Consider the following 26,025-nt stretch of genomic DNA (forward strand, 5'->3'; position numbering starts at 1 on the left):
CTCGTGATGTGGAGTCAGGGGAGAACCGAGGGGCCGCCGGAAGTTGCCGCTTCCAGCGGCCCCGCCTCATGTCAGGTCGCCGGGTCGGTGGCGTCCTTGTCGGACTGTTCGGCGTGCAGTTGCTCGCAGTCGGCCAGGTAGCGAGCAGCGGCGTGGAAGATCTCGCGGGCGGTGCTCAGGTCGGCGTCGGTTATTGGACCGGCTCCAGTGGTGGAGATGTGCACGTTCGCCTCGGTGGAGTAGAGCTCCAGGTACGGGCGCGGGCTGCTGAGCAGGAGACCGGCGCGGACCTTGAGGCCGGGAGTGTGGAAGGAGACGCCGACGTGCGGCGTGGCCTCCGGTTCCAGGGACAGGGTGACGTAGGTGTACGGGCGGCGACTCATGCCGCAACCCCCCGCCCGTCAGGGAGGCCGTAGAAGCTGCGCTCCAGCGAGCGGACGAAGCGGTGAGCCGCGTGGGCGAGCTGGCGGGCGAACTCCAGGTCCTCCGCCGTCACCGGACCATCCGTGGTGACCAGGACGGAGGTGGCGCCGAAGTCGAGCGCCAGGACGGGCTCACGGCGGGCGAATGGATGGTTCATGGTGCGGGCGGCGTGCCCGGTGGTCAGCCGGATCACGCTGTTGCGTGGGGTACGGCGTCGGGTCATCAGGCGGCGTCCTTTCCGGCCGAAGCCTTGCTCTGAGCGGGCTGGTTCAGCTGACGGGGTGCGTGCATCTCGCGAACCTTGATGGAGTACGCGAGGCGTCCGGTGGCGTTGACGTACGGAGTGATCGCGATGCCGTCGAACTCGACCGGCGTGAACGGAAGCCCCGGCATCGGGGCCGGCGGCACCGGCTGGACCGGCGCGAGGATCTTCACCGCCACCGTCTTCTGGGCGGGCTTGAGGGTTGGGTCACCGTCCATGACCGCGACCTGCCAGACCAGCTCTGCGGTCTGCTTGTCGCGGGCCTGCACGAACCGGCCGTTGGACGAGGCGCCGAAGTCTTTGACGGGCTCGACCTCGCCGACGATGTAGCAGCCGTGCGGAAAGACCATCGTGTAGGTGACGGGGATAGGTCCCTGGATAGCCATGTTGTTCCTCTCGCTAGCGGAGGAGAGCCCTTCGTTCGCTCGTCCACTTGTCCGCATGAGTTGAGAGTATGTGATCGCAACTCGTCCGCACAAGTGGTTGAGCAGTAAGTGGCGGGTAAGAGTTAGCTCACCTTGAAGACATCTTCGAGCACGTGCAGGCTCCCCGGCAGCGCCAGGCTCACCACCATCAGCACGTCGCCGGCCGGGTCGTGCACGGTGGCCAGCACGCCGAGGACCGGGTTGGAGGATCCGAGCAGATCGGCTTCCTCCTTGGTCGGCTTGCGCGCGCTGACACGCTCGGTGATGTGGTCGAAGCGCAGATGCTTGACCGACTGAAGATGCTGGCGGATGCCCCGCCGCAGAGGTTCGGGCTTGTCCAGGTCGGTGCCGAGGGCGTGTTCCAGCGGCACCCAGATGGTCTCTACCGCCGAGATGACATCGGCTTGCCGTGCCACTCTCTTCCGCGCGATCAGCGGAGTCCCCTCGGCGATACCCAGCAGGCGCGCGACATGACGGGGAGCCGACACGCGCCCCGCCTCCAGGACCGCATCAGCACTCTCGCCCTGCTCGGTCGTGCTCAGACTGGGGCGCACGCTCTCGGCCGGACTCTGAGGGCGGCCTTTGACGAACGACCCGCGGCCGTGCTCACGTTCGATCCACCCCTGCATGGCCAGGGTCTGAAGGGCACGCACGACAGTGGTCCGACCGACACCGAGTTCGCGCACGAGTTGGGTCTCAGACGGCAGCATGTCACCCGGGGCGTACTCGCCCGACTCGATCCGCTCTTGGATCGTCCGCATGACCTGCGCGTATTTGGGTGGGGCGAAATCCATGCCCATCTCAACCGCCCGTTCACTCTTCCACTTGTGCGCATAAGCACAGTACCGGCTGAGGCATCATCTGTCAGTGGCCCTGGTCCAAAGGCCAGCAGTATGTAACCGGCTCAAGAGCCCTTCACCAGGACGACACATCTCGGGCACGCTCTGGACGCGGTCACCGAGAAGGGCACGGACCAACCGCACATCGGCAGCGGCCTGGCAGGTGATGAGCACACCGCCACCTTGGCGCCCGGTTCCACGGCGTGCAGCTCAATGGACCGCCCCGTCTTCTTCCAGCCCGTCACGTGCGCCGGCAGAGCAACCATCCCGACCGGCTCTTTCAGATCAAGGTCATCCCACCGCAGTGGCCAGCGACGCACACCGTCGGGCAGGTCCCAGGCGTCGCCGTCAAGCTGCACCAGAGCCGTCGTGCCATTGGTCAGCACCGCCACCACCACACCCTCACGCCCGACCAAGGCCGAGTGATAAGCAGCCGTGCGCGCGTGACTGTGGAAGGTGTCCACGATCGTCGCCCTCCAGCCGACGCGCGAACCCGAGCGCGTCACGACGGCTCCGAGGTCTGCCGAGAGCGGAGTTCGGCATAACGCATCGCGATTCGGCGAGCCGCCCCACGAGGATCAGTCGCCGGATGCCACGCATAAATGACGCGATGGCGATCGGCATTCCACCCGGTCCGCCACCAGAACCGTTGGCCATCGCACCAGACGACCAGGCCGACCCAGACCGAAACCAACGCCAGACCGTAACCAGTATGGACATCGGCGCTGATTCCGCCGTGGCGCAATTCCTGATGAAGGAGCCCGGCCGACCGACAGGCCGCGGTGCTGAACAGCATGGGCGGCCGGATCACTTGGCGATCCGCTCAAAAAGTACGGAACCTGCCGGATCGAGATATGCGCGGAAGATATGACGGCTTGACGAAGCGTCAGGACCCGCGCCGAAGTCAAAGACCTTGTGAACGACGCTGCCTCGGACAGGGACGTCACCCGGCATGCTCCGCATCGCCTTGCGCAGCTCGTCCATCGCGGTGGCCTGGAACGCGGAGGAGCCGCACGGCCCCAGGGCGTCGCCCTGCTTGGAGGGGATGCGAACCTCCCACTCAAACCGCTCCTGCGGCGCATCGGCTGACCCCGGGCAGTGCAGGCAGTCCTCCTGAGCGGAGGCCGCCAGGCCCAACCCGGCGGCCGCCACATGGCCGCGCCGAGTGACGATCTTCCAGCCTCGTCCGTCGCATTCTGTGCATCTGACTGGCGTTGTCATGCCGGACAGCATGATTGCCGATACTTTTCAGACCTATCTCACGCCGATATACGACCTTGGGATATAGGCTCCGCCGCGCGAGGGAAATCATCATCCGGACGCGAAAAGCCGGAGGTCAGCAATGCAGAATGGCGCGTTCGACCCCATTGAACTACCCGTTGCCGTCTGGGAACAGGAACAGACATGCGACATTCTCAGAAAGCGCGACATCGCCGGACTTTTCGGTATCGCAGCCAAATACGGCGCCAGCCAGGTCCGGATCGGCACAGCCACCGGCCTCGGCCAGCCCCGCGTCAACGCCATCATGCGCGGCACCACCACGATCAAAGAACTCGCCGTCATCGAGCGCATCGCCGCCGGCCTACGCCTGCCCGATCACGCCCGCATGCTCCTCGGCCTGGCCCCACTCGACACCGCCTCACCCACTGGCGACCACGACGACGCACACGAAGAACAAACCACCGAACTCATCAACCGCCTGGACGCCGCCTCAGCAGTAGACGCCACCACGGTCATGATCCTCCGCACCGACACCAACAACCTCCGCCTGCTGGACCGCCGCCTCGGAGGACCCGCCATCGCCGACAAGATGCATGCCCAGATGGCCCAGATCCAGCGCGCCCACTGCCACGCCATCCGCCCCACCATCCGCGCCCAACTGGCCCACCTCCTCGCCGAAACCGCCTCACTGGCCGGCTGGCAGGCCATCAACACCCTCGCGCTCAACGACGCCTGGACCCACTAGGAGCGCGCCAAGGCCGCCGCCTTCGAGGCTGACGACGCCGCTCTGCTGGCCTACGTCTCCGGCGAGCAGGCATACGTCCTCATGGAACTCGGCCGCCCCGCCGAAGCCACCGAACTCCTTCAGTACGTCCACCAGCAGCACCGTGGCCACGTACCGGCACGCCTCCGCACCTGGCTCTCAGCCGCCGAAGCAGAAGCCGCCGCCATCCTCGGCGACGAGACAACCTGCCGCGCAGCCCTGGACCAGGCCCACGCCCTTCTCCCCGAAGGCGACAGCGACCCGGACATGCCCTATCTGTCCATCAACGCCCACCACGTAGCCCGTTGGCGTGGCAACTGCCTCGTCCGCTTCGGCGACCCCGACACCGCCGAAGACCTCCGCTCAGCCCTCGCCGGCATGGACGGCACCTACAACAGAGCCGAATCCGGCGTCCGCTGCGACCTCGGCCACGCTCTCCTGGCCGCCGGCGACCCCGAAGCCGCCCAACCCCACATCCAACGCGCACAGCAACTGGCTACCATGACTGGCAGCCGCCGCCAACGCCGCCGCGTCGACGAACTGACGAAAGTCGTCAACCGCGCTCTCGGCCGTTGACCCACGCCTGAGCCTGGAGCAACCCAATCAAGGTGCCCGACGTCCAGATGTCCCCGCGGGCAATCATGCCCGGGATCTCGCTCATGGGGACCCATTCGAGCCGGTCGGCCTCCACCTCGCCCTTAGGCTTGCCCACCAGCTCGGCCCCGCGCCCTACGAACAGGATGTGCTCGGAGTCGACCATGCCGGCCATCGGCTGATACGAGACAAGATGCACAAGGCCCGCTGGCCGGTACCCGGTCTCCTCCTCCACCTCCCGCAGAGCCGTGACCATCGGATCTTCACCGGTCTCGATCAACCCGCCGGGAAGTTCCCACCCCCACCGATCGAACACGAACCGATGCCGCCACATCAGCAGCACACGATCCTGCTCATCCAGTACCACAGCGATCGCGGCCCGATCCAGATGCACCACGTGATGCTCGAACCGCTCCCCGCCGGGGATCTCTACATCAGCCAGCCCCAACCGGATCCACCGGTTGTCGTAGATCAGTCGTTCCCCGTGCACATACCAGCGTGTCAGCTGAGCGTCATCACTCACATCCAGAAACTACCGTGTCCGTCATTCGAGGTACATGACTTTCGATCGAGCGATGCGGGTACATCGAGGAGGTCCGCGCGACCTGCCCAGCCACGAGCAACAAGTGCCAGTCCAGCATCTGCCTTACCCGGCAGAACGGCTACCCCGTCCGTATGAACTGCTGGCAGGTTTCCTGCTGGAGGACTGGAGACCGAGCGATATGTAGGTTGCTGCGTTCATGCATGTCAAAGGTCTTTGTCTTGCAACGAAGTTCGCTTAAGATGCTCATGTGATCCAAAAGCGAGCATCTTGGCCACCTCTAGTATCCTGGAGCCTGATTGCTGTCTGGGTGAGGGCGTTTTTGCTGTTGCTGGGAGTGCTTGCGGGATTGGCAGGATTGCTTGATGCGCTTTTCCCGAAAATCTTTGAAGCGCAGGGGTGGGCCTATCTAGCGCTCATCTTTGGAACAGCCGCCTTGGGTGGTCTGGTTCAAGCTTGGCCGCGTTCTACATTCCAAAAATACTTTGCGGTGCCAGGCACCACTATCACCCTGCTGATAGGGGATCTGTTCGATCAGAACGGACATCTAATTATTGGAATGAATGATGTGTTTGACACAGAAGTGCCAGCATTGATAAAAGCAACCACTGTGCAAGGCCAATTGCTGGAGCGCGAATTTGAGGGCGATCGCGGACGACTTGACCGCGAGTTGGCGAGAGCGCTAAGTGGTGCTCAGGTAGAAACTATTGAGTCTCGACAGAGCAAACCCGCTGGGAAGAGAAGGCGCTATAAGTTGGGAACGGTAGCGGTCATAGGAGATGGCAATCGGCGCTATTTTTGCAGCGCGTACGCTCGGATGGACAATTCTGGCGTCGTTCAAGCATCCGCTGACGGCCTTTGGCTATCTATGTCGGAATTGTGGGGGGCAGTGCGTAGCGTAGCCCAACAAGACGTTGTGTCTATGCCAGTAATAGGATCAGGGCTAGCCAGACTGACCGGTAGGCTATCTTACGTTGATCTTGTCCGGCTGACTATCCTGTCGTTTATTTCCGCCTCGCGGGATCGTATTGTCACCAGAGAACTCCGGATCGTTCTACACCCGAAAGACCTGGAAGATATTGACTTCCGTGACATTGCAGCACTACTGAGAGCGCATTGATGGTTTGGATCAGGCCTTCTGTGCGTCGCCGACCTGCGCTATTGAGTTCCTTGTCAAAGGCCTACGATTTGTGCGCCGATATTTTCGAGGGTCGGCAAGTTCGCGGATCATGAACTCCAATCGGCGACAGAGATCCTTGGCTTCACTAAGCGTTGAGTTGTCTTCTGCTTCATCTGCTTTTAGAAGTATGTGGTGTAGAATACGAACAGAGCCGATTATGTCCTCCATCAGGCCCATGTCCGGATTGTAGTGGCGCATCACGTAACCGATGTATTCCGGAGGGAGAAGCTCCTCGGGGGTTGCGAGAGTCTTTTGTTGGGCGCGGACTAGTTCCAGAACTTCGAGCAGCATATCCTCGGATGACCTTTTCAGGTCTCCTGATACATCCGGAAGCTCCCTGAGGCCGTCAAGAGATTCCTTAAGCTTCGGCCACCAGACATCGAATACTTGCTCCAAGAGAGCAGGGTCCAGACCCGCTTCACACTCGCCATTGATGCTTTTGACCAGCTTCAGTACATCACTCCGCTCATATATCGTAGACTGAAACTGAAGAAGTGGCCCCGTGACGTCGCCGCGATCGATTCTGAAAAGAAAGGGGGACACGTTACTTTTGTCGAACGATTTAGATAGTGCCCCAGCCTCGAAGTTCAACCACGGAGCGAGTAGATTTTCCCGCGTCACGCAGAGAATGCCGTAGTTGGATTCGCTAAGCTCTTTCGATATATCGGCGCTCCATCTCGCGCCCTTATCTATATCTTCTGATGATACGTACGGGACGACTGCCTGTATCACTGCAGGAAGCCATTCCCGAAGTGCTTCTGCTACGAGCTTGCTAAGGTCGCCCGACCAGCTGATAAAGACCTTCATTGCTGAGCCTTAGGTTGTGAACGGAGCCATGGCTTGCCGCTGTGGGCTATGTCGCCCCAGCTGAGACCCGACATCGTACCTCTGTCGTAGCAATTTGCACAACGAAGGGTAAAAATCACCTTTGTGATGATTTCTCCGATACGTGAAGCTGGATCAGGTGCTGCATCGGTCCACTTGGTCTGCTGTTGAGGCCAGCGCTTCAAGACGTCCTGTGGTGCACACTTGCCGAATTGCTCATTTAGATATCAAGCAGCGGCGCGGCGCGCCGCCGTACCCCCGGCCCTCCGCCCGCCCGCCGTCCGGGCGTGCGGCCTGGGGGCCGGTCCCGGACGGCGGCGGGACACCGGGCCGGGCACCGCACGCCGGCCCCGCCGTAGTTGCCGAACGCGCCGACCGGGGTTGCCACGCCACCGCACAGATGCAGCCCTACGATCGCCACTGCATGGTTGCTCGCCGTAGATTGCGGGGGGCGATCGACGATCCGTGCTTCGTTCCTCAGCACGGCCCACTGAGCAGGGTTGTTACGGTCCAGCTCCATGCCGAGGCCCCGAACCAACAGGAGAGATGCCGTCTCCCATGATCCGGAGAATGCGCGGAATGATCTCTGCGGTAAGTCCTCCTACGGACGGTTGCACCGCAGGTCAGAGGCTGTCGGGCATGAGAACGAGCGACGCCCTGTAAAACCGTCGGCTCAGCCTACGCAAGTTCGAACCTTGCACCTGCCACACCAGCGGGAAGAGGCCCGTCACCAGCGGAAACGCGGTGACGGGCCTCTCGTGTTGTATCCGGCCGTCTATGGCCACCACCGGCCGAGTACGGCTGATCGTTCCCAATACGTTCCCAAAGGATCAAGGACTCTCGGGCGAGCGTCATGCGTAGATCGCTAGGTGGTAGGACGGTATGTCGGCGTCCATGCGAGAGAAGGTCAGCTCGCTCATCTTGATGATCGGCTGGCGCTGGCGTGCGGGCACAACCGGCCTGTGCAGGGCAGCGGGGAAGCCGGAGGCGGTGTAGTCGTTCGGCAACGCGGACAGTTGGGTACCGGGCACTGGCAAGCCGAGCGCAAGACAGCGCAGCGTCAGACCGAGGGAACGACGGGATGGCAGGCAGTGGCAGAGATGCGCAAGCCGAAGGCCGGTGACGCCCGGCCGGTGGTGTACTTGCTGGTCGGGCTGACCGGTTCGGGTAAGACCACCTACGCCCGGCAGGTCTTGGAGCCGGCCGGGGCGCTGCGGCTATCGGTGGATGAGTTCGTCTACCAGCGTCATGGCCGCTATGGCGTGGACTATCCCGAGCAGGAGTACTTCGCCCGGGAGGCGCCGGCGGTCGCTGAGGTTCGTGAGCGTCTGATCGAGCTGGTGAGGGCCGGTAGGGACGTCGTTGTTGACTGGGGGTTGTGGCTGCGGCGCGACCGTGAAGACTGGAAGAAGCTGGTCGAGCAGGCCGGAGGCCTGTGGCGGCTGGTGTACTTCGACGTGCCGCGCCGCGAGTTGCTGCTGCGCCTGGCCGAACGCAATCTGCGCGACGGCGCCGACGCCTTGACGGTGACGCCGGAGGCGTTGATCGACTTTTATGCCCGGTTTGAGCCTCCGAGCGAGGACGAGGGCGCCGAGGCCCCGTCTGGCTGGTGAGCGCGGGCGCACGCGTTTGCGGACCAGCCAGCACCAAGGCTGACAGAGCACCAGGAGATCGGCGCTCGACAGCACCGCCACACCCCCACCAGCCAGTCGGCCGTGCTGCGGTGGTCAGGCGGCGCACAGCCCTCCGACGGTGTTTGGCGGGTCGGTCAGATGTAGGCCGTACCCACCAGCACCAGGCATCCCCTGTGCTCTGCCACAGCCCGATGCCATGCGGGTCCGGCCGCCAGCGTGCCTCGTAGAGCACCGTGTCCGAGCTTGAGGTCCGGAACGCACCGGTGCTGGCCAGGCGTGCCGACCAGCCTGGGCAGAGGGACAAGGCTGGCATAACGGCCTATTAGGCGATCAGCTGGCGTGTGGTGCCGTGGTCCCGGTCGGAGTCACGGTCGGGCTTGTGGCTGTGCGGTTGCTGGGCGCGGAGGTAGTCGGCCAGTGCGGAGATTCGTCGGAGTCCGGACAGGTCCGGCGGCGGTACTGGCTGGTTGCCGGTCAGCGTGGTGGCGGCGGTGGTGATGGCGGTGTGCAGGGGTGAGTCGTCGATGATCTCGTCGTGCAGGACCTTGCCGTCGCGTTCGGCGAGGAGCCGGTGCTGGTTGCGGTGTAGTTGCCAGCCGCCGGTGGTGGTGACCGGGTCCAGGTGGGTGAACCGCGCCGGGTTTGTTGGAGACCGGGTTACGTGGCTGGGGCGAGAGTAGCTGACTTGATTTCTGCGCGGTAGAGGGTTTCGTATTCGGCGGGTGGAAAGTCCTGGCAGGCGCTGTGGAGTCGGCGGTTGTTGTACCAGTCGACCCATTCCATGGTGGCGATCTCGACGTCGTCCAGGCCCTTCCACGGGCCGCGGCGGTGGATCAGTTCGGTCTTGTACAGCCCGATGGTGCTCTCGGCCAGCGCGTTGTCGTAGCTGTCCCCGCGCGAGCCGACCGAGCTGACCGCACCGGCGTCGGCGAGCCGGTCGGTGTAGCGGATGGACAGATATTGGCAGCCGCGGTCGGAGTGATGCCCCAGCCCGTCGAGCGCGTCGGCCTGGCCGCCGCGACGCCAGATGGCCATCTCCAGCGCGTCCAGGGGCAGGTCGGTGCGCAGGTGGTCGGTCAGCCGCCAGCCGACGATCATCCGGGAGAACACGTCGATGACGAATGCGGCGTAGACGAACCCGGACCAGGTGTGGATGTAGGTCAGATCGGCCACCCACAGCCGGTTCGGCGCCGGCGCGGCGAAGTCCCGCTCGACCAGGTCGGCCGGGCGCGGCCACTATCTGGGCGGTCGGGGGTCGAGTTCCCGGGCGAAAAAGCGGCCGCCAACTTGAGGATTTCGTTGGCTCGGCGCAGCTCACGGACCTCCCGCTCGAGCTCGGCGATCCGCTGCGCGTCGGCCGTCGAGGTGCCCGGATGCTGGCCTTCGTCGACCTCGGCCTGGCGGACCCAGCCGCGCAACGCTTCGCGGTGCACGCCGAGCTGCTGGGCAACCCGGGCGATGGCACCGGGCGCATTGCCGGTCTGCTCGCGGACCTCGAAGACCATCCGAACCGCGCGCTCACGCAGTTCCTGCGGGTACTTCCTGGGGGCTGGCATCGCGTGTGATTCTCCCTTCCGCCAGCACGATCATGCTGGCTTCAGGGTCTCCAAGAAAGACGGAGCGGTTCACAATACGAGCTGGGGGCAAGGATGCAGGGGCGGGGAGCGGACGTCGTTGCAGCCAGATACCTAGCACGCCGAACATCAGCGAGAGCACCATGCTGATCACACTGGACCGCTTGTCCAACACATCGAGCAGATCCCCGGGAAGGTTCAGTAGATAGCCCAGGAAGAACCCGGCCACAGCGATCAGTAGCGTCACCGCCGCCGCCGTCCAGGCCAGCACGCGCGGCCAGCGCGGAAGCTGCCGCTCGCCCGGCTGAGGCGGGAAGACCGTCACTCCTCCAGCGTGACGCCGGCCAACGTTCAGCGTGCAAATATCGCAAATCCCGTTATCAGCCAGATTCCGAGCAGCGTCTGTTTTTCACCGGCCATCCCGGCAAGCTTTCCTTCGTCCCCGACGTTGTCAAGTTCGGCCACAACGCCCTTCAGAGGCAGAGCTCCGGATGGACGACTTGCTCCGGTGGTTGAGGAACACCGAGGCCACGACGTGCGCTTTCGCTGTCCGAAAATGGTCCCGCCACTCAACCCTGCCGCCCCCTCTACAGGAAGAGTTTCGGGACGATCGTTCCCCCGGGAACGCGATCACGGGGTTGGCGCGCCCGTCCCACAAACGACCGATTTGCAGAGGCTGGGAGGACCGGTACGCCTTCGCTATATCCGGCCCGCTCGCGCCGGTTTGGGAGCACTCTGGAGGCATGTCGAAGACATCGCCGGGGACGGGACGCGTGCTGGGTTCGCGGTTGTGGCGGGTCGTGGCGATTGCCGCCGCCGTTGTGCTGGTGGTTTGTCTGGCGGCTGGGCTGGCCTGGTTCTTCGCCGATCCGCTGCAGCTGCCCGACCAGGTGTTGCAGGTGCTGGATCAGCGGGCCAGCGTGGTGGGCATGTTCACCGGCATCGCCTTAGGAACCGCCGGGCTGGTAGTCGCTGCGGTGTCGTTGCGGGCGCAGTTGGGGGCCGAGCACACGCCGCCCGGCCAGAGCACACCCCAAGCGGTGTCGGCCTCCGGCGAGCGGGCGGTCGCCCTCGGCGGCGTCAACCTCGGCATCATCTCGACCGGCGACGGCGCCCGGAACGTGCACATGCGGGCCGAAGCCTCCGACCAGGGGCGGGTGTACCAGGCAGGCGGCGACCAGACCATCAACGAACGATGACCACCCCTTCACGCGCTTCGCAAGAGCTGCCTGGAGTCCAGCTGGACAGCACAGCTCGTGAGCAGAGCCGGGTGTACCAGGCGGCTCGCGACCAGACCATCAACCAGATCACGCAGCAGGACCCTCGGCGGCCGCTGCCCCCGGTCGCCACCGTGCAGGTCCCGGCCGGGCTGTCAGGTCTGCCGCGCCGCCCTGCGGCGACCTTCGTCGGCCGGGACACAGCCCTGACCGCGTTGCGCCAGAGGCTGCAGGACACGACGGGAACCGGTGTGATCAGTCAGGCCGTGCTCGGGTTGGGTGGCGTCGGCAAGAGCGAACTGGCCCTGCAGTACGCCCACCATCATCGCGGCCAGTACCGGCTGGTGTGGTGGATCGACGCCGACGGCCCTGACCAGATGCGGGCCGGGCTGGCCGCCCTGGCTCGGGTACTGGCGTGTGGCGTCGACTCGGTGGCTGCCGAGCAGGCCACCGTGGAGGAGGCCGCTGCCTGGGCGCTGAGCTGGCTGGCGGCCCACCCGGGTTGGCTGGTCGTCTTCGACAACGTCGAGGAAGTCGCCGATGTCGAGCCGTATCTGGCCCGCTTGGCTCATGGTCATGTGTTGATCACCACCCGCCGCGATATCGGCTGGCAGTACCTGAACATCACCCCGCTCCGGCTGGAGTTGCTCTCCCGCCCTGCCGCGATCGCCCTGCTGGCCGACCTGATCGGCCCTCCGGACTCCGGCAACGCCGGCGGGCTGGCGGAGCTGGCCGAACAATTGGGGGATCTGCCGCTGGCCCTGACCCAGGTCGGCGCCTACATCGCCCGCACCCCCCGCATGACTCTGGTCACGTACCTGCAGTTGCTGAACAACACCCCCGCCCGCATGTATGCCATCGCCGCAACGTCCGGCGGCGACGCCGAACGCGTGGTCGCCAAAGTGCTGGTCCTGAGCCACACCCGCATCCAGGCCATCAACCCGCTGGCCATCGACGTGCTGAACCTGCTGGCCTGTTTCGCCCCCGACAACCTGCCCTGCTCCGTGCTGGATGGCCTGCCAGAGGTCGACCCCCTGCAGGTCGGCGAGGCGCTGGCGCTGCTGGAGTCCTACAGCCTGATCACCCTGACGCCCAGCCCGATCGAGCTCGTCCCTGGCCAGCCGGAGGACCTGGTCAGCGTGCACCGTCTCGTCCAGGCCGTCACCTTGCATCAGCTCACCCCCGACCGGCGCGATCAGGTCCGCGGCACCGCAGCGGACCTGATCCAGGCCGCGCTCCCCGACAATCCACGCGCGATCGGTACCTGGGCCGCCTATCAAGCACTCCTGCCACACGCTCGCGCCGTGCTGCCGGCAGACTCCCCTGGCTGGCATCGGCTGGTCGACTATCTCGATGCCAGCGGCGACTACACCACGGCCGTCCAGTTCGAGCAAGACATCTACGCCCACGCTCTGGCAACGCTGGGCGCCGAACACCCCACTACTCTGACCGCTCGGCACAAGCTCGCCTGGTGGACAGGCGAGGCGGGGGACACGGCTGCCGCCCGCGACCAGTGCGCCGCCCTGCTGCCTATCCTTGAGCGTGTCCTGGGCGCTGAACACCCCGAGGTCTTGTCCACTCGGCACAGCCTCGCCCGGTATACGGGGAAGGCGGGGGATGCGGCCGCCGCCCGCGATCAGCTCGCCGTCCTGCTGCCCATCCTTGAGCGTGTCCTGGGCGCCGAACACCCCGGGACTTTGGCCCCCCGGCACAGCCTCGCCCGGTGGACGGGGAAGGCAGGGGACGCGGCCGCCGCCCGCGACCAACTCGCCGCCCTGCTGCCCGTCCGCGAACGCGTCCTGGGCGCCGAACACCCCGAGACTCTGGCCACTCGGCACGGTCTCGCCCGGTATACGGGGAAGGCGGGGGACGCGGCCACTGCCCGCGACCAGTACACCGTCCTGCTGCCCATCCTTGAGCGTGTCCTGGGCGCCGAACACCCGGAGACTTTGGCCCCCCGGCACAGCCTCGCCCGGTGGACGGGGAAGGCGGGGGATGCGGCCGCCGCCCGCGACCAGCTCGCCGACCTGCTGCCCGTCCGCGAGCGTGTCTTGGGCGCTGAACACCCCAACACCCTGGACACCTGGCACAACCTCGCTTCCTGGATGGGGGAGGCGGGCGACGCGGCTGCCGCCCGCGACCAGTACACCGCCCTGCTCTCCATCTGCGAGCGCGTCCTGGGCACCGAACACCCCGACACTCTCGCCACTCGGAACAACCTCGCCCGGTGGACGGGGAAAGCAGGGGACGCGGCCGCCGCCCGCGACCAACTCGCCGACCTGCTGCCCATCCGCGAGCGTGTCTTGGGCGCTGAACACCCCAACACCCTGGACACCTGGCACAACCTCGCTTCCTGGATGGGGGAGGCGGGCGACGCGGCCGTTGCCCGCGACGAGTACATCGCCCTGCTCTCCATTCGCGAACGTGTCCTGGGCACCGAACACCCCGAGACCCTGGACACCCGGAATCAACTCGCCCGCTGGACAGGGCGGGCGGGGCATGCGGCTGCTGCCCGCGATCAGCTCGCCGCCCTACTCCCTATCCGCGAACGTGTGCAGGGCGCTGAACACCCTGAAGCCTTGGCCGCCCGGCACAACCTCGCTTATTGGACGGGGAAGGCGGGGGATGCGGCTGCTGCCCGCGATCAGCTCGCCGCCCTACTCCCTATCCGCGAACGCGTCCTGGGCGCTGAACACCCTGCCACCCTGAACACCCGGAATCACCTCGCCTGCTGGACGGGGGAGGCTGGGGATGCGGCCACTGCCCGCGACCAGCTCGCCGCCCTACTGCCCATCCGCGAACGCGTCCTGGGCGCCGAACATCCCGCCAGCCTGGCCACCCGGCGCAGCCTCGGCCACTGGACAGAGCGTGTGGAAGAACGGAAGGCGAGTAGTGGGTGATGATTCTTCATCAATGATCTCGGGCTCAAGTGATCAACTGGGTGGCGGCTCGTCGTGGTATCAGGGGAACTGCGCCATGTCCGTGCCGAGACATACTGCGGGATCACTCCGCCAGGGGCCGGACCTGATCGGCCGGAGAAGCGGCCACCGTTGTATCGCCCCAAATAGAGAAGATGATCTCTACTGCTGTCTTCGCGGTCAGTCGTTGCCGCACTGGCCGTCCCTGGTCGTCGAGCCAGAGTTCGTACGTGGCCTGCGTGCCGAACTCCTTGAGCAAGTCCCTACCAATAGCGCTGATGATCCGCGCCATCAAGCGCTCAAAGTCACACCCCGGATGAGCATGTCGCGGTTCCGGGTTCGCGGGTGTACGCAGCGCGCAGCAGCTCGATCAACGCGCCGTCGAGTTCCTACGCGCCTTATCACCCGTTCGTTCATGAGCGCCCGTATGCCTGAGCTCAACGCGTCGCGTCCCAGATGCGGCGCATGGCCTCTCCCTGCTGCCCGTAGATGCACTTGGCGTAGACCCGCAGGAGGACGTCTACGCTGTGGCCCGCCCATTCGGCCACCTGAGGGGCGGGAACTCCGGCGTTGAGCCAGGTGGACACACAGGCGTGGCGCAGGGAGTAGGGGACGTCCATGAGTGGGGAGTTGGCTTCTGCTGGTGTGAATGCCTTCGATCGCGCCTCGTGGAAGACCTTCAGGTAGGCCCGATCGGTCATATGCCCGCCTCGGGGGCCGATGAAGATCCGCCCGTGGGGGCCGGTGCCGAACTCCTGGATGTGCCTTCGGAGCATCGCGGCCAGTTCTGGATGTACGGGAACAGGTCGAGTCTCACCCTTCGCCCGGTGCTTGAGCTCCCGACGCTCGCGGACCTGCCCGCTGTCGGTCCAACGGCTGCCGGCGCGGGGCTCGGCGTTGGTGAGCCGCATTTCTCCCCACTCGCCCTCTGGAAGGCGGACCAGGTGCTCCTCGCGAAGGTCCACTACTTCTTCAGGGCGTAGGGCGGCGAAGTACATGCATCCGAAGAAGGCCTTCATCCGCTTACCTCGTCCGCTGTGTTTCTCGACGGCGTCGAGGAAGCGGCGCGCCTGATCAATGTTGATGACCACGCGGGGATCAATGGTGGTGAGGGTGCGGGGCTTGGTCCACTTCACGGCCTTGAACGGGTTGGCGGTCAGTGCACCGATCTCGCAGGCATACTCCATGGCGTTGTTGAGCACCATGCGCTTGCGGTTGGATGTGTTGGCCGCGGCCTGCCTGCCGTCCTTCGTCTGGCTGATCCTCGCCAAGAGCCCTCGGGTGAGCGCAGCCCCTGAGTCTGGCGCCGTGAGGGCGGTGATGGGCGCCGTATGTGCTTTCAGCCACTGGACGACTTCCACCAGATCGGCCGGCGGCTGGTCGGTGTCCCGGACTCGGCTGCTGAATGACCAGCGCAAGGCGGCGCGCAGCGATTCGCGGGGGTGGCCGTCCTCGTCCGTCAGCAGTGCTTCCGTTGCGTCGGTGAGCGCCTCAGCGATGCCACGTCGGTGATTCGGGGCCGCGTAAGGCCATTTGGCATCCACATAGGCCAGCGTGAATTCGTACCACGTCAGAACTGTCGGCTTACGCGTCCAGGACGCTGGCCGGCCGGTCGTACGCGAGAAGGGTTCGCCGCGTCGGGCGGCCGTCATCAGTTCGGAGCGGAAGGCATCGGCCTGTGCAGCTGTCCTGAAGCTCTCCTTCCATGCCTCGCCGCTGACCTTCCACGACAGGCGGAACGAGGTGACTACGCCGTCGGTGTTCTTACGCTTCTCGATGCCGTGGATGCGCACGTCGTAGCTGAGGTCTTCCATCAAGCGGCGTCCTCTCGCTCGTCGAGCCAGCGGTCGAGCTCGGAGCGGCGGATGCGCAATTCGCGGTTGGCGAGGGTGATGCAGCGCGGTCCCCGCCTCTTGGCGCGCCAGTCGTAGAAGGTGGATCGGGCGATCTTGAGTTCGGCGCAGACCTCGGCGACGGTGAGCTTTTCGTCGATGCGGGTTGTTGTCTTCAAGGGCGATTCCTTCTCAAGCTGCTTGCTGGTGGAGGCTTGGATGGACGGCGTAGGCGGGGGACGGGCGGCGGCCGGGGCCCGTGCGGGGCGGCTCGGGTTCGCGACGGATCCAGCCCAGCTGTTCCAGGAGGTCGAGCGGTGCCTCCAACTCGGCGACCTTGCGGAAGCGGCTGCGCGGTAGGGCGGTGAAGGCCTCGCGGACGGTGAAGCGGGTGGTGCCTGTGCGCTGCAGCCAGGCGTGGACCACACGGGCGGCTTCGAGGTCCGGGTCGGCGCCCATGGCGTCGAAGGTGGCCAGGGCGTGGGCGACGAAATACTGGCCGATGGTGATGGCGGCGTTCACGGTGTCGGAGCTGATCGGGTGGCGCCAGCCGTCTTCGACGCGGCCGGCCAGGTGGATGAGTCCGGCGATGCGCATGACGGCGCCGTCGAACTTGCCTGCCCAGTCGGTGATGTGGCCGAGGTCGCCGGAGTCCGGGCGCAGGCGGCGCTCGGTGCTTCGGCGGTGTTCGGTGAAGATCTCGGCAGCCTCGGTGGACAGGACGAGCTGGGCGGGATCGTCCCAGTCGTGCATGTCGATGGTGAGGCGTTGCAGGTTGGCGTCGTAGCGGGCGGCGATGTGTTCCGGAACGGTGGGTGCGTCGACGTTGCGGTAGCCGACATTGCTCTTCGGCAGGCTGTAGAGGATGCGGCCGAGCAGGCCCTTGCCGCGGAAGCCCGGCATGGTGGCGATGTCGGAGACGATCTCGGGCTGGACCGCCAGGCCCATGGTCAGCACGGCCTGGTCGACACGTTCGCTGCGACCGCGCCGGTCGATGATGAGCGGGTCACCGGCGTGCCCCTTGAGGAACAGGTCCAGGTTGGGCGTGCCCGAGTAGCGGCCGGCGAGGGTGGCGAAGATGCCACCCTCGGCCGACAGGACGGCGAGCCGACCTCCCTGCTCCACCAGGATGGTGGAGGCGGTCTCCGGGGTGACGTCGTCAGCCATCAGCCGTGGCTTGACCGGCACCTTGATCTCTTCCACGGCCAGGGCCGCGCTCTGCGCCTCGGCGATCGCCTCAGCAGCGGATTCACCGCGTGCCGAGCTGACCGCGCGGGCGGCCTTCTCGGCGAGGTCCTCGGCCAGGCGGCGTGAGACTTCGGCCTCGGTGATCTGCGGGCCGATTCTGCTGAGCAGGGCACGTTCTGCGTGGATCAGCGGGGTGGTCATGGCGCGGAACACGGCGGACTTGCGCGACCCGGGCGGCATGGCCACCAGGACGAACAGGTTCACCGGCTCGACCCAGGAGCCGCGGACGTTGACGACCGCCCGCCCGCCGGCCGCGGTGGACAGCGCAGCCAGGGCGACGCTGCCCGCCAGGTCGAGCGGCGTCTGTGTCTCCTCCGCCACAGCGCTGACATGTTCACCGACCCAGCTCGGAAGGGCGTGCACAGGGAAAGGCGGGAGTTCGCCGCGCTGCCCCAGCGGGGCTGGGGCCTCCCATGCCGCGGGTGCGTTGTGCAGGTCGGCGAGCTGCTTCGCGGCGCCGACGCTCGTCAGGATGGTTTCGGCGGTGGGGCGTCCGTTGGCGGTGGTCAAACGGCTGCCCTCCGGGGATGGCGTAGGCCGCTGTCGAGCCCGGAGCGGATGGTGTTGAACGCCTCGCGGAAGTCCAGACCGATGGCCTCGGCGGCGTTGTGCAGACACGCCTCGGCGAGGTTCCGCGGGAGCAGGTTGGCCGCGATGAGCTGGCCCAGGGCGAACGCGGCGAGGTTGAGAGTGTCGTTGCGGGTACCGGACACGGCGTCCAGGACCCGTTCGATCTCCCCGCGTAGCGCCGTCAGGGCGTACCCCGCTGCCCGGTCCCCACCGCAGGCGGCCAGCACTGCCCCCGCAGACGTGCTGGACGTGGACGGCGGGGGAGAGCTGAGGCGCTCGGTCAGCCAGGTTGGAAGCGCGGCCGGCGCTGGGCCGTGCAGAACGTCATAGGAACCACTGCCGTCCCGCAGGGCGACGCGGCTGCCGGGGGCGACGATGTAGCCGCCGCGAGCCCGGATGTCGATCTTCCAGCCGAGCTTGCCCGCGCTGTTACGCAGGTCGATGTCGCTCGGGGCGGTGAAGTAGAGGTGGGTGCCGCCGCGTCGCGTGCGGACCATGAAGGTCTCCAGCGGGAGCGGCTGGCCGGCCTGCTCGCAGAGCGCGGCAAGGACGTCCGCGCCGTCGTTGATGCCGGGCAGTGCCCAGCCGGCTGGCGGGTGCTCGTCGGGCTTTGGTACGTCCAGGTCCAGCACGACGAGGCGGGATGGACCGCACGCGATGCCGATGTTGAACGGCCCGCGGGCCCACATGTGGTGGATGAGCGCGGTGTCGGTGGTGGCGTGCTGCTCCCAGGCGGTGAAGCCGGGCAGCGGGCGCTTGTCGTACGGAGTGAGCGGGAAGACGTGCCAGCCGCGGGCGGCGGCAGCAATGGCGTAACGGGCGAGGTTGCGCATGTGGGTCTCCTGAGAGAAGCAGGTGGGTGGCCTCAGTGGTTGCCGTCGCGGTGGAGGCGGCGGGCGTAGAAGTAGAGCTGCCAGCCGAGGCGGGGACGCTTGCCGGTGCCCTCGCAGGCGCGGCAGGTGCGGTTCTTGCCGCTGGGGCGGCATCGGGTGCAGCGGCCCCAGGGCGACGCGAGGCACATGACGATGTAGCTGAGAGTGACGAAGGGTAGGCAGGCTGCTAGAAGGGCGACGATGCTGGCCATGAGGGCCTCCAGGGCCGTTTCCAGGGTTTCCGCAGGTCGGGCTCTAGGCGCTAGAGCCCTGGTAGAACAGGGTTTCGGGCTCTAGGGGAGCCTCTAGACCTAGAGGGGTACGCCTCTAGGTCTAGAGGCGATCGGCTGAGCTACGACGCCTTGCCCTTGTCACGTAGGGTGATGGCCGTGGTGAGGTCGTCGCGGGCGATGCCGATGCGGTTGGCGCCCTTGCCGCCGCCTTCCGGGGTGCCCCAGACCTGCATGGTGCGGACGCCGTACGGCTTGAGCGCGGTGGTGAGCTGGGCGGTCTTCGCCCCGCCTTCCAGGCCGGCCCATGCGCCGTAGACGTCGGGCCGGAGTTGGGCCAGGCGATCCACGACGACCTCGTTCCAGACCTTGGCCTCGGACGGCGGGACGACGGCCAGGATGTCGGCCAGCAGGTCGAAGGTCGGCGCGGACTGCTCGGGCGTCTCGCCGAGGGCGTAGCCGGTGAGAGTGCCTGCCGTCTTGCGGAGTGCGTAGGCGCGGTCGGCAATGAGCTGGGTTTCCGGGGTATTCAGGTAGGCGGCCTTGACGACCTTGGGCATCGGTGTCGCTCCGACCAGGTAGCCGGTGCCGGCGTCCTTCTCCGGGACGAAGACGGTGGCGCGGATGCCGTTCTTGTATGCCGAGGTGCCGAGGATCATGTCGTTCTCAAGCTGGCCGGCCACCCGCAGGCAGAACCGGATAGAGACGTTCGCGGAGATGCCGGTGGGCAGGCTGTCGCGGTCCGGGCGCTGGGTGGCCAGGATCAGGACGACGCCCAGGGCGCGGCCGAGCTTGATGATGAACTCGGCGTCGTCGCCTGCCCTGTCGCCGTACTCGGGGTGGGCGAACAGGTTCTGGCACTCGTCGATGATGCAGACCAGCGGATGCAGGCCCAGCGAGCGCTTGTCGGCGATCTGCCGGGTGACGCGCTTGTCCGGGCACAGGTCCGCGGGCAGGGCCTTGAGCGCGGCCGAGCGGCGCATGACCTCCTTGCGCAGCAGGGTCAGGGAATCGGCGGCGTAGGCGATGGCCTCGTCCTCGATGCCGGAGACGTAGCGGTGACAGACCTTGTCGTACGGGTCCAGGTCGCCGGTGCCCTTGAGTTCGTGGAACCACGCCTCGACCGTGGGATCGAGCACGATTCCGGCGGCCAGCTCGCGGATGGACGAGGTCTTGCCCTGGCCGGGCTGGGAGCCGATCAGCACGTTGTGCTGGATGAGCGGCACCGTGACCAGGCGTCCGCGCGGGTCATTGCCGAACGGGATGCCCTTGAACACGTCGTGCGAGCCGGCCCGCTTGAGCGGGGATCGCACGATGGTCTTGGACAGATCCTTGTCGCCCACCCACAGGATCAGCCGTCCCTCGTGGACGGACGGGTCGCCCTCCGGCCAGATGCAGCCGAGCGGGCGGCGCAGCGCGCCGGACAGTTGCTTCCGCCTGTCCAGCACGTCGGCCACGGTCACGCCGTACGGCAGGTCGATGTCGGCCCGCCAGCCGGGGCCGTCGCGGGTGATCGGGGCGACGAAACGGATGGCGTCCTTGGGGTTCTTGGACAGGGCCTGCGTGATGCCGGCGATGCCGAGCACGCTCAGCGCGCGGACCACGATGTCGCTGGTCAGCTTCTCCACCTCGGACGCCATGACGGCCCGGTTGATCAGCGGCCGGTCGGCGGGCTTGCCGAGGAGGCCCAGCAGAGCCATGGCCACGGCGAGCGCTCCCCAGCGGGCGGCGGACGGCTCGTTGGCCGCGACGACGGCCAGGACCAGCAGCGCGATCAGGATCGTCCCGGTGATCCAGACCCGCAGCCGAACACGTGAGTCTCGTTGCCTGCTCAGCTTCAGGTACCCCTCGTAGTCGGATTTGCGGACGGCCGCCACGCGTGCGGGCTCGCCCTCCAGGTCGAACGTCCACCGCGCCATGCCGTTCACGAGGCGGACGAAGCCGCGCGGGGCGCGGGCGGTCAGCCGTCCGGCGTACAGCGGGGTGCGGAGGAGCTGATAGCAGGCGACGTGCAGGTAGTGGAGGCTCGCCCAGCGGATGGTCTCGACGGCCTCGGAGCGGGAGCGCAGCCACAGCGGGATGATCGGCTGTCGGGTGGTCGCCTTCCGTTCCAGGCTCGCCCGCCAGTCCGTCCGGGTCGGACCGGGCTGGTCCACTCGGACGATCTCGCCGTCAAGGACCGGTCCGTCCGCGTCGTTCTGCGCGGGCTTCCTCGGCTCCGGTTGAGGGCGGTCGGAGTGGCGTCCGGACCGGGCGGCGTCGAGGTCGACGATGTCCGCCCCCTTGCCGTCCTGGCGGTCCGGGGTCGGTTCGTCGGACCGGTCTGGAGTGTCGTCCTCGTTCGGGTGGTGGTTGGGGTCGTCCGGTCGGTGAGTCATGATGAAGGCACCTCTGCTGCCTGATGGGTGGTGGGGTCCTGGGGCGCGGTCGTTGTCTTGGCGGATGAGGCCGCGCCCCACGTGACGGTCAGGGACGATGTGCGGTCGGACCGCGATTCGTCCGGGCGGTCGATGGGTCTGTGGTCAGCGGTCGGCGAGTGCGGTCCGACCGCGTGGGCGGTGTCGGGTGCGGTCGGCAGGGTCAGGGCGAGCAGTTCGGCCAGGAGCATGGCGGTGGTGGCTCCGTCGCGGTCGAAGAGGCGTCCGGGGTAGCCGGTGACGGTCCATCCGCCCGCGCCGAGTTCGGCGACGTTCGGGCACCGGTCGGAGCTGCTCCGGGTGTCGGTGACGGTCAGGCTCATCAGGCGGCCTCACCTTCGGGTACGGGGCCTTCCGCCTTGAGCTGGGCCAGGAGCGCGCCGGCGCGGTCGGTCGAGATGCTTTGGCCGCGGTTGCGGATGGCGTCGCGGAGGCGGTCACGGGTGAGGGGCTCGCCCTGTGAGATCAGGTCGGCGGCGATGTGCCGTCCCAGCGGCAGGAGGTCTCCTACGTTCGGTGACGTCGTGTTCTGGGGCCGCTTGGGTCCACGGCCGTGTCGCCTTGGAGCAGCCGGCGGTAGAGCGGTGCTGGGAGCCTCCAGTTCCGGGAGTGTCGCGACCGGCAGTTGCATGTGCCTGGGCGTGAGTTCGCCGAGGCGGTACAGGGCTCGCTCGCGACGGGTGGCCTTCCACCGCCACAGCAAGCCGTACCGGTCCTGAAGCTCCGTGCGAGCCAGGATGCGCTCACGCTCCCTGCCCAGGGCCTCCGGGTAGCTGCGGATCTCCCAGAGCACCATGCGGCGCCAGAGGGAGACCGTCGCCAGCGGGGCGAGCAGCCAGCGTGAGCGGCGGATGCCGTCCATGTGGTCCGGCCTGGCCAGCTCGGCATGCTTGCGGACGACGTGGGCGCCGACCTCGATGGCGATGACCCATAGGAGCGGCAGCAGGGCGTGGGCGACGACGGCGAACCAGTCCGTCCGTCCTGGCACGGTGAGGTAGGCGGCCACGTTGAGGTAGACCGTCGCGGCGGTTAGAGCCCATGGGATGAAGCGGAGCCAGCCCAGGCGCATGCCGAGGCGGGCAAGGACGATGTCGAGCGCCGAGAACGCCGCGATCCCCAGGTCGATGCCGAGTGGAACGGTCCAGGCGAACCATTCGAACGAGGGCTCGGCCGCCGTGGCGACGCGCTCGAAGCTGTTGACGAAGCCCAGGAGCCCGAGGGCGCCGGTGACGGCTGCGGTGGTGGAGATGGCGGTACGTTCGCCCTCGGTCAACGGTCGGGACGTGGCCTCGTAGGCGGTCATCGTGCGTCCTTCCTGTCGGTGGTTCGTGGGCGGCGTTCGCGGGTGGGGCGTTCGCTGCGGCTCATGCCGCGCTTGCGGTCGGCCTCCAGCCATCCGTCGCGACCGGCTTCCGGCTGGTAGAAGCTCGGGAGCTTCTCGCCGTGGACGGTGACGCCGGGACGCCCGGAGGTGTCGAGGGTGCGGCGGCTCACGCGGCTGCCTCCTCGGCGCAGTCGAGGCACACGCCGAGGTGGCGCGGCAGCACGTAGCCGACGTCGATCAGACACTCGGGGCACGTCCGGCTGGTCTTGAAGATGCCGGTACGTCGGCGCGGGCTCGGGGTGCGCTTCGGCAGGGCGAACCGCACGTCGTACAGGGAAACGGCCCGAACGCGAGGTGGGCCGGGACGCCGGCCGCGCCACAGGGCCTGGGCCTGTGCGCCTTGAGGGCCGGGGCGCAGTCCCCGGGCGGTGAGCTGGTGGAGTGTGAGCAGGTGCGGCGGGACCAGGTGCCGTGGGTAGGTGGGAATTCCGTACCGGGCGCCGGACGGGTCCCAGAAGCGGGTGCGGATGCGGCTGGCCATTCAGGCCACCTCCATGTCTGCCAGGTCGGTGGTGTAGGTGGTCAGGGCGGCGGCCGGCAGGCCGGCCCAGATGCCCGAGGTCGGGCGGGTGCGCCTCGCGTACTGCTCGCACAGCGACAGGGCGGGGCAGGTGGCGCAGACCTCGCGGGCGACGGCCTCGCGGGCGGTGCGCTCCTCGGTGCTCTCGATGGTGAGCCGCGGGCCGGTGTGCAGCTCGGGGTCGTACGTGCACTCGGGGAGCGGCGTCCCGTCGTCGGTCTGCCAGATGGCTTCGATCTCGGCGAGCGACATGCGAGCCGGGTGGATGGGGCGGTTCGGGTTCTGAGTCACGGCGTCTCTTTCTGCGATCACTTGTTGACGGTGTGGACGAACCTGGCGAAGGACTCCGAAGCGCTCATGACCAGGTGGGCGGCGGCCTTGACGATGGTCGCCGCGCCCTCTGGGTCCTTCAGGGCGTAGAGCGCGGCGCAGATCGTCAGGACGGTCGGGAGCACTTTGCGCGGACGGATGAGCATGACGAGACCTCTCGGTTCGAGGACCTGTCGTGCAGGTCCTAAGAGACATAGAACATGTACAGCTACGGAGAGTCAAGTGTGAGGGACTGGTTGTGTTGGAGTCCCGCGGTGCTCGGCTCGCCCGCTCTTGCTGACTCAAGCCTTCCTCGCCGGGCGCCGCCCCAACACTGTGCTCATGATCGGGACTGAATGCACAGGGGGTGCTTTTTGGGGGTGATTCAAGCCCTGAGCAGGAGAAACGTGGGCCGGTATTTCTCGGGAAAGCGGGCGTTTAAGGCCGTGTTCGCGCCATGATTGCCGAGGCGTGCACATGTGGAGGTGAAGATGTCTCGAATGCCCAATGTGGGGCTTGCTGATGCGATGCGGCGTGCCGATTGTTCAAATTCTGGACTTGCTTCACGAGTGCGACAGATTGCGCAAGAAGAAGGCGTAACTTTGAGCTGTACGCATGTGGACGTCAAACGCTGGCTCGACGGGGTGAAGCCGCGGCCTGCCACCGCGCGCTTCATCGCGGAAGCACTCACCAGGAAGGCCGGGGTCACCTTCACGCTGGACGACATCGGGTTCGCCAGCGTCGTGACTCCGGAGACGCTGGAACGCACGCTGGCTCATGGCGGCGGCATCTCCGACGTGGGGAGTCGGCTGCTGGGCCTGACGCGGCGCGACCTCGCAGACGATCCCGTGGCGCTTCAGTCGGTGGTCGTCCCGGACGCCTGGAACGAGTCGCTCATCGCGTGGCTGCTGTCGCGGCCGGAGCCGGTGCTGGTACGGGAGCACGCGCGGCCGTCCGTCGGCCCGTGGGACGTGCAGACCATTCGCGCCACCACAGAGCTGTTCGCGAGCATGGGTTTTCAATTCGGGGGCGGACATGCACGCTCGGCGCTTGTTCAGTATTACCACCGAGAAGTCGTTCCCATGCTCGACGGGAAATTCGAGGAGTCGGTAGGGCGGGCGTTGTACGCGGCGGCGGCCGAAATCACGGAGTTGGTCGCGTGGACGGCGTACGACCTCGGCCGACACGGGCTGGCGCAGCGCTATTTCCTGCAAGGACTGCGCCTTGCTCAGGTGTCCGGAGATCGCATGCTGGGTGGTCTGATCCTGGCCGACATGAGCCATCAGGCCAATTATCTGGGCCGATACGACCAGGCCATTCAACTCGCGCGTGCGGCGCAGGAGGGCTGCCGTAACGCGTCCACCGCGACGCCCATGGCCTTGTTCTTCGCCATGGAGGCCCGCGCGCACGCCGGGAACGGCGATGAGGCCGCCTGTGCGCGAGCCCTGCTTGAGGCGGAGAAATGGTTCGCCAAGCGCAACGTGGACGATGATCCCTCGTGGGCCGGTTACTTCGATGCCGCCGAACTGGCCAGCGAGGGCGCGCATTGTTACCGGGACCTTCGCAAGCCGTCCCGGGCGATGGAGTTCGTCGGCCAGGCGGTCGGACTCTGCGATCCGATGTACGTGCGGACTCTCGCCTTCGACCGGCTGGTCCAGGCGGCGAGCTACGTGCACATGGGCGACCCGTCGCAGGCCGCGGCCATCGCGCTGGAGGCCATCGACCTCGCCGGGCCGCTCAAGTCGGAGCGCTATCTCCGGTACATCCGAGACCTGCAAGCAGACCTGAAGGCGTACGCGGACGATGGTTTGGTGGCGGAGTTCAACGCCGTCGTCGCCCGGAAGTATTCGTCGGAGAGCGACTAGGGCCTGTTTCGAAGTGTTGATCAACGGCGTGTCGAAGCCGGACATGCAGAGAGGTCTCCGGTAAAGGGTTCAACGACCAAGAAGAACCAACACCCCGGAGACCTCGTGAACACCTTAGCGGTGACGCGGCGGTTCGACCTCACCGATGCGCAGTGGGCGCGGCTGGAACCGCTGCTGCCCGCGGGCAGAAAGCCAGGTCGACCGTCGCGGTGGAGCAAGCGCCAACTGATCGACGGCATCCGCTGGCGGGTACGAGTGGGCGCGCCCTGGCGGGACGTGCCGGAGTACTACGGCTCCTGGCAGGCGGTCTACAGCCTGTTCCGCCGCTGGCAGCGCGCCGGCGTCTGGCAGCAGATCCTCAC

At 66.7% G+C, this 26,025-nt stretch carries 31 protein-coding genes and 1 pseudogene; 8 read left to right on the forward strand and 24 right to left on the reverse strand.

What is annotated here, in order from left to right:
* Positions 1 to 71 precede the first annotated feature (71 nt).
* From ACIBQ8_RS26170 to ACIBQ8_RS26200, 7 genes are all read right to left on the reverse strand, one after another.
* Entirely contained in the window at positions 72 to 383 is a 312-nt protein-coding gene (locus ACIBQ8_RS26170; protein ID WP_397193190.1) for a hypothetical protein, read from the reverse strand.
* Positions 380 to 646 carry a hypothetical protein gene (locus ACIBQ8_RS26175; protein WP_397193191.1) on the reverse strand — a complete coding sequence of 89 codons (267 nt, stop codon included), beginning with the start codon at positions 644 to 646 and terminating at the stop codon, positions 380 to 382. The genes ACIBQ8_RS26170 and ACIBQ8_RS26175 overlap by 4 nt, the downstream gene beginning before the upstream one ends.
* Positions 646 to 1,128: a plasmid replication, integration and excision activator gene (locus tag ACIBQ8_RS26180; protein ID WP_397193192.1), complete on the reverse strand. Its 483-nt coding sequence runs from the start codon at positions 1,126 to 1,128 to the stop codon at positions 646 to 648. Before ACIBQ8_RS26180 ends, ACIBQ8_RS26175 begins: the two co-directional genes overlap by 1 nt.
* Before the next feature lie 65 nt (positions 1,129 to 1,193).
* Positions 1,194 to 1,904 (reverse strand): GntR family transcriptional regulator, encoded by a 711-nt coding sequence (locus tag ACIBQ8_RS26185; RefSeq protein ID WP_397193193.1) that lies wholly within the window; start codon positions 1,902 to 1,904, stop codon positions 1,194 to 1,196.
* A 110-nt stretch (positions 1,905 to 2,014) separates the two neighbouring features.
* Positions 2,015 to 2,413 (reverse strand): hypothetical protein, encoded by a 399-nt coding sequence (locus tag ACIBQ8_RS26190; protein WP_397193194.1) that lies wholly within the window; start codon positions 2,411 to 2,413, stop codon positions 2,015 to 2,017.
* A 38-nt stretch (positions 2,414 to 2,451) separates the two neighbouring features.
* The gene (locus ACIBQ8_RS26195; protein ID WP_397193195.1) at positions 2,452 to 2,745 is read right to left on the reverse strand and encodes a hypothetical protein; all 294 of its coding nucleotides are present in this window, start codon (positions 2,743 to 2,745) and stop codon (positions 2,452 to 2,454) included.
* An 11-nt stretch (positions 2,746 to 2,756) separates the two neighbouring features.
* The gene (locus ACIBQ8_RS26200; RefSeq protein ID WP_397193196.1) at positions 2,757 to 3,182 is read right to left on the reverse strand and encodes a hypothetical protein; all 426 of its coding nucleotides are present in this window, start codon (positions 3,180 to 3,182) and stop codon (positions 2,757 to 2,759) included.
* 109 nt (positions 3,183 to 3,291) lie between these two features.
* Here ACIBQ8_RS26200 and ACIBQ8_RS26205 point away from each other — a divergent pair, with 109 nt between their 5' ends.
* Positions 3,292 to 3,915: a hypothetical protein gene (locus ACIBQ8_RS26205; protein ID WP_397193197.1), complete on the forward strand. Its 624-nt coding sequence runs from the start codon at positions 3,292 to 3,294 to the stop codon at positions 3,913 to 3,915.
* An 81-nt stretch (positions 3,916 to 3,996) separates the two neighbouring features.
* Positions 3,997 to 4,509 (forward strand): type IV pilus biogenesis/stability protein PilW, encoded by a 513-nt coding sequence (locus tag ACIBQ8_RS26210; RefSeq protein WP_397193198.1) that lies wholly within the window; start codon positions 3,997 to 3,999, stop codon positions 4,507 to 4,509.
* Here ACIBQ8_RS26210 and ACIBQ8_RS26215 read toward each other — a convergent pair.
* Positions 4,487 to 5,050: an NUDIX hydrolase gene (locus ACIBQ8_RS26215; RefSeq protein WP_397193199.1), complete on the reverse strand. Its 564-nt coding sequence runs from the start codon at positions 5,048 to 5,050 to the stop codon at positions 4,487 to 4,489. The genes ACIBQ8_RS26210 and ACIBQ8_RS26215 overlap by 23 nt on opposite strands.
* Before the next feature lie 268 nt (positions 5,051 to 5,318).
* On the opposite strand from ACIBQ8_RS26215, the gene ACIBQ8_RS26220 reads away from it, so the two are divergent.
* On the forward strand, positions 5,319 to 6,188 hold the full coding sequence (locus ACIBQ8_RS26220; RefSeq protein WP_397193200.1) for a macro domain-containing protein: 870 nt from the start codon (positions 5,319 to 5,321) through the stop codon (positions 6,186 to 6,188).
* A gap of 9 nt (positions 6,189 to 6,197) precedes the next feature.
* Here ACIBQ8_RS26220 and ACIBQ8_RS26225 read toward each other — a convergent pair whose 3' ends face one another.
* Positions 6,198 to 7,055, reverse strand: coding sequence for a hypothetical protein (locus ACIBQ8_RS26225; protein ID WP_397193201.1), 858 nt, complete (start codon positions 7,053 to 7,055; stop codon positions 6,198 to 6,200).
* Positions 7,056 to 8,173: 1,118 nt separating this feature from the next.
* On the opposite strand from ACIBQ8_RS26225, the gene ACIBQ8_RS26230 reads away from it, so the two are divergent.
* Positions 8,174 to 8,686, forward strand: coding sequence for an AAA family ATPase (locus tag ACIBQ8_RS26230; RefSeq protein ID WP_397193202.1), 513 nt, complete (start codon positions 8,174 to 8,176; stop codon positions 8,684 to 8,686).
* A 678-nt stretch (positions 8,687 to 9,364) separates the two neighbouring features.
* Here ACIBQ8_RS26230 and ACIBQ8_RS26235 read toward each other — a convergent pair.
* A pseudogene (locus tag ACIBQ8_RS26235) lies at positions 9,365 to 10,263 on the reverse strand (IS3 family transposase).
* Positions 10,226 to 10,606 (reverse strand): hypothetical protein, encoded by a 381-nt coding sequence (locus ACIBQ8_RS26240; RefSeq protein WP_397193203.1) that lies wholly within the window; start codon positions 10,604 to 10,606, stop codon positions 10,226 to 10,228. The pseudogene ACIBQ8_RS26235 and the gene ACIBQ8_RS26240 overlap by 38 nt, the downstream one beginning before the upstream one ends.
* A 418-nt stretch (positions 10,607 to 11,024) precedes the next feature.
* Here ACIBQ8_RS26240 and ACIBQ8_RS26245 point away from each other — a divergent pair, with 418 nt between their 5' ends.
* A complete protein-coding gene (locus ACIBQ8_RS26245; protein ID WP_397193204.1) occupies positions 11,025 to 11,480 on the forward strand; it encodes a hypothetical protein in 456 nt (151 codons plus the stop codon).
* Positions 11,477 to 14,398: a tetratricopeptide repeat protein gene (locus ACIBQ8_RS26250; RefSeq protein ID WP_397193205.1), complete on the forward strand. Its 2,922-nt coding sequence runs from the start codon at positions 11,477 to 11,479 to the stop codon at positions 14,396 to 14,398. The genes ACIBQ8_RS26245 and ACIBQ8_RS26250 overlap by 4 nt, the downstream gene beginning before the upstream one ends.
* Positions 14,399 to 14,501: 103 nt before the next feature.
* Here the strand turns inward: ACIBQ8_RS26250 and ACIBQ8_RS26255 are convergent, their stop codons facing one another.
* The 13 genes from ACIBQ8_RS26255 to ACIBQ8_RS26315 all read right to left on the reverse strand — a co-directional run bounded on the left by ACIBQ8_RS26255 (position 14,502) and on the right by ACIBQ8_RS26315 (position 23,965).
* On the reverse strand, positions 14,502 to 14,708 hold the full coding sequence (locus ACIBQ8_RS26255; protein ID WP_397193206.1) for a hypothetical protein: 207 nt from the start codon (positions 14,706 to 14,708) through the stop codon (positions 14,502 to 14,504).
* A gap of 145 nt (positions 14,709 to 14,853) precedes the next feature.
* A complete protein-coding gene (locus ACIBQ8_RS26260) occupies positions 14,854 to 16,230 on the reverse strand; it encodes a tyrosine-type recombinase/integrase (protein ID WP_397193207.1) in 1,377 nt (458 codons plus the stop codon).
* Complete coding sequence (locus ACIBQ8_RS26265) at positions 16,230 to 16,427, reverse strand: helix-turn-helix transcriptional regulator (protein WP_397193208.1); 198 nt, start codon at positions 16,425 to 16,427, stop codon at positions 16,230 to 16,232. The genes ACIBQ8_RS26260 and ACIBQ8_RS26265 overlap by 1 nt, the downstream gene beginning before the upstream one ends.
* A 13-nt stretch (positions 16,428 to 16,440) precedes the next feature.
* Positions 16,441 to 17,817 carry a YfjI family protein gene (locus tag ACIBQ8_RS26270; RefSeq protein WP_397193209.1) on the reverse strand — a complete coding sequence of 459 codons (1,377 nt, stop codon included), beginning with the start codon at positions 17,815 to 17,817 and terminating at the stop codon, positions 16,441 to 16,443.
* Positions 17,818 to 18,002: 185 nt separating this feature from the next.
* Positions 18,003 to 18,899, reverse strand: a complete 897-nt coding sequence (locus ACIBQ8_RS26275; RefSeq protein WP_397193210.1) for a bifunctional DNA primase/polymerase — start codon at positions 18,897 to 18,899, stop codon at positions 18,003 to 18,005.
* A 32-nt stretch (positions 18,900 to 18,931) separates the two neighbouring features.
* Positions 18,932 to 19,150 carry a hypothetical protein gene (locus tag ACIBQ8_RS26280; protein ID WP_397193211.1) on the reverse strand — a complete coding sequence of 73 codons (219 nt, stop codon included), beginning with the start codon at positions 19,148 to 19,150 and terminating at the stop codon, positions 18,932 to 18,934.
* 140 nt (positions 19,151 to 19,290) lie between these two features.
* Complete coding sequence (locus ACIBQ8_RS26285; protein ID WP_397193212.1) at positions 19,291 to 21,546, reverse strand: cell division protein FtsK; 2,256 nt, start codon at positions 21,544 to 21,546, stop codon at positions 19,291 to 19,293.
* Positions 21,543 to 21,908, reverse strand: coding sequence for a hypothetical protein (locus ACIBQ8_RS26290; RefSeq protein WP_397193213.1), 366 nt, complete (start codon positions 21,906 to 21,908; stop codon positions 21,543 to 21,545). Before ACIBQ8_RS26290 ends, ACIBQ8_RS26285 begins: the two co-directional genes overlap by 4 nt.
* Positions 21,908 to 22,888, reverse strand: a complete 981-nt coding sequence (locus tag ACIBQ8_RS26295) for a DUF2637 domain-containing protein (RefSeq protein ID WP_397193214.1) — start codon at positions 22,886 to 22,888, stop codon at positions 21,908 to 21,910. Before ACIBQ8_RS26295 ends, ACIBQ8_RS26290 begins: the two co-directional genes overlap by 1 nt.
* Positions 22,885 to 23,079 carry a hypothetical protein gene (locus tag ACIBQ8_RS26300; RefSeq protein WP_397193215.1) on the reverse strand — a complete coding sequence of 65 codons (195 nt, stop codon included), beginning with the start codon at positions 23,077 to 23,079 and terminating at the stop codon, positions 22,885 to 22,887. The genes ACIBQ8_RS26295 and ACIBQ8_RS26300 overlap by 4 nt, the downstream gene beginning before the upstream one ends.
* Complete coding sequence (locus ACIBQ8_RS26305; protein WP_397193216.1) at positions 23,076 to 23,450, reverse strand: RRQRL motif-containing zinc-binding protein; 375 nt, start codon at positions 23,448 to 23,450, stop codon at positions 23,076 to 23,078. The genes ACIBQ8_RS26300 and ACIBQ8_RS26305 overlap by 4 nt, the downstream gene beginning before the upstream one ends.
* Complete coding sequence (locus tag ACIBQ8_RS26310; RefSeq protein WP_397193217.1) at positions 23,451 to 23,780, reverse strand: WhiB family transcriptional regulator; 330 nt, start codon at positions 23,778 to 23,780, stop codon at positions 23,451 to 23,453. It abuts the gene before it with no gap.
* A gap of 17 nt (positions 23,781 to 23,797) precedes the next feature.
* Positions 23,798 to 23,965 (reverse strand): hypothetical protein, encoded by a 168-nt coding sequence (locus ACIBQ8_RS26315; protein WP_357966596.1) that lies wholly within the window; start codon positions 23,963 to 23,965, stop codon positions 23,798 to 23,800.
* Positions 23,966 to 24,415: 450 nt separating this feature from the next.
* Here ACIBQ8_RS26315 and ACIBQ8_RS26320 point away from each other — a divergent pair, with 450 nt between their 5' ends.
* Positions 24,416 to 25,663 (forward strand): hypothetical protein, encoded by a 1,248-nt coding sequence (locus ACIBQ8_RS26320; RefSeq protein ID WP_397193218.1) that lies wholly within the window; start codon positions 24,416 to 24,418, stop codon positions 25,661 to 25,663.
* Between the two features lie 105 nt (positions 25,664 to 25,768).
* Positions 25,769 to 26,025 (forward strand): transposase (locus ACIBQ8_RS26325; RefSeq protein WP_397193219.1); only part of this gene is annotated, 257 nt, incomplete at its 3' end.

Origin of the sequence: Nonomuraea sp. NPDC049646 (assembly GCF_044465525.1) — a bacterium.
In the GTDB taxonomy this organism is placed as follows: Bacteria; Actinomycetota; Actinomycetes; order Streptosporangiales; family Streptosporangiaceae; genus Nonomuraea.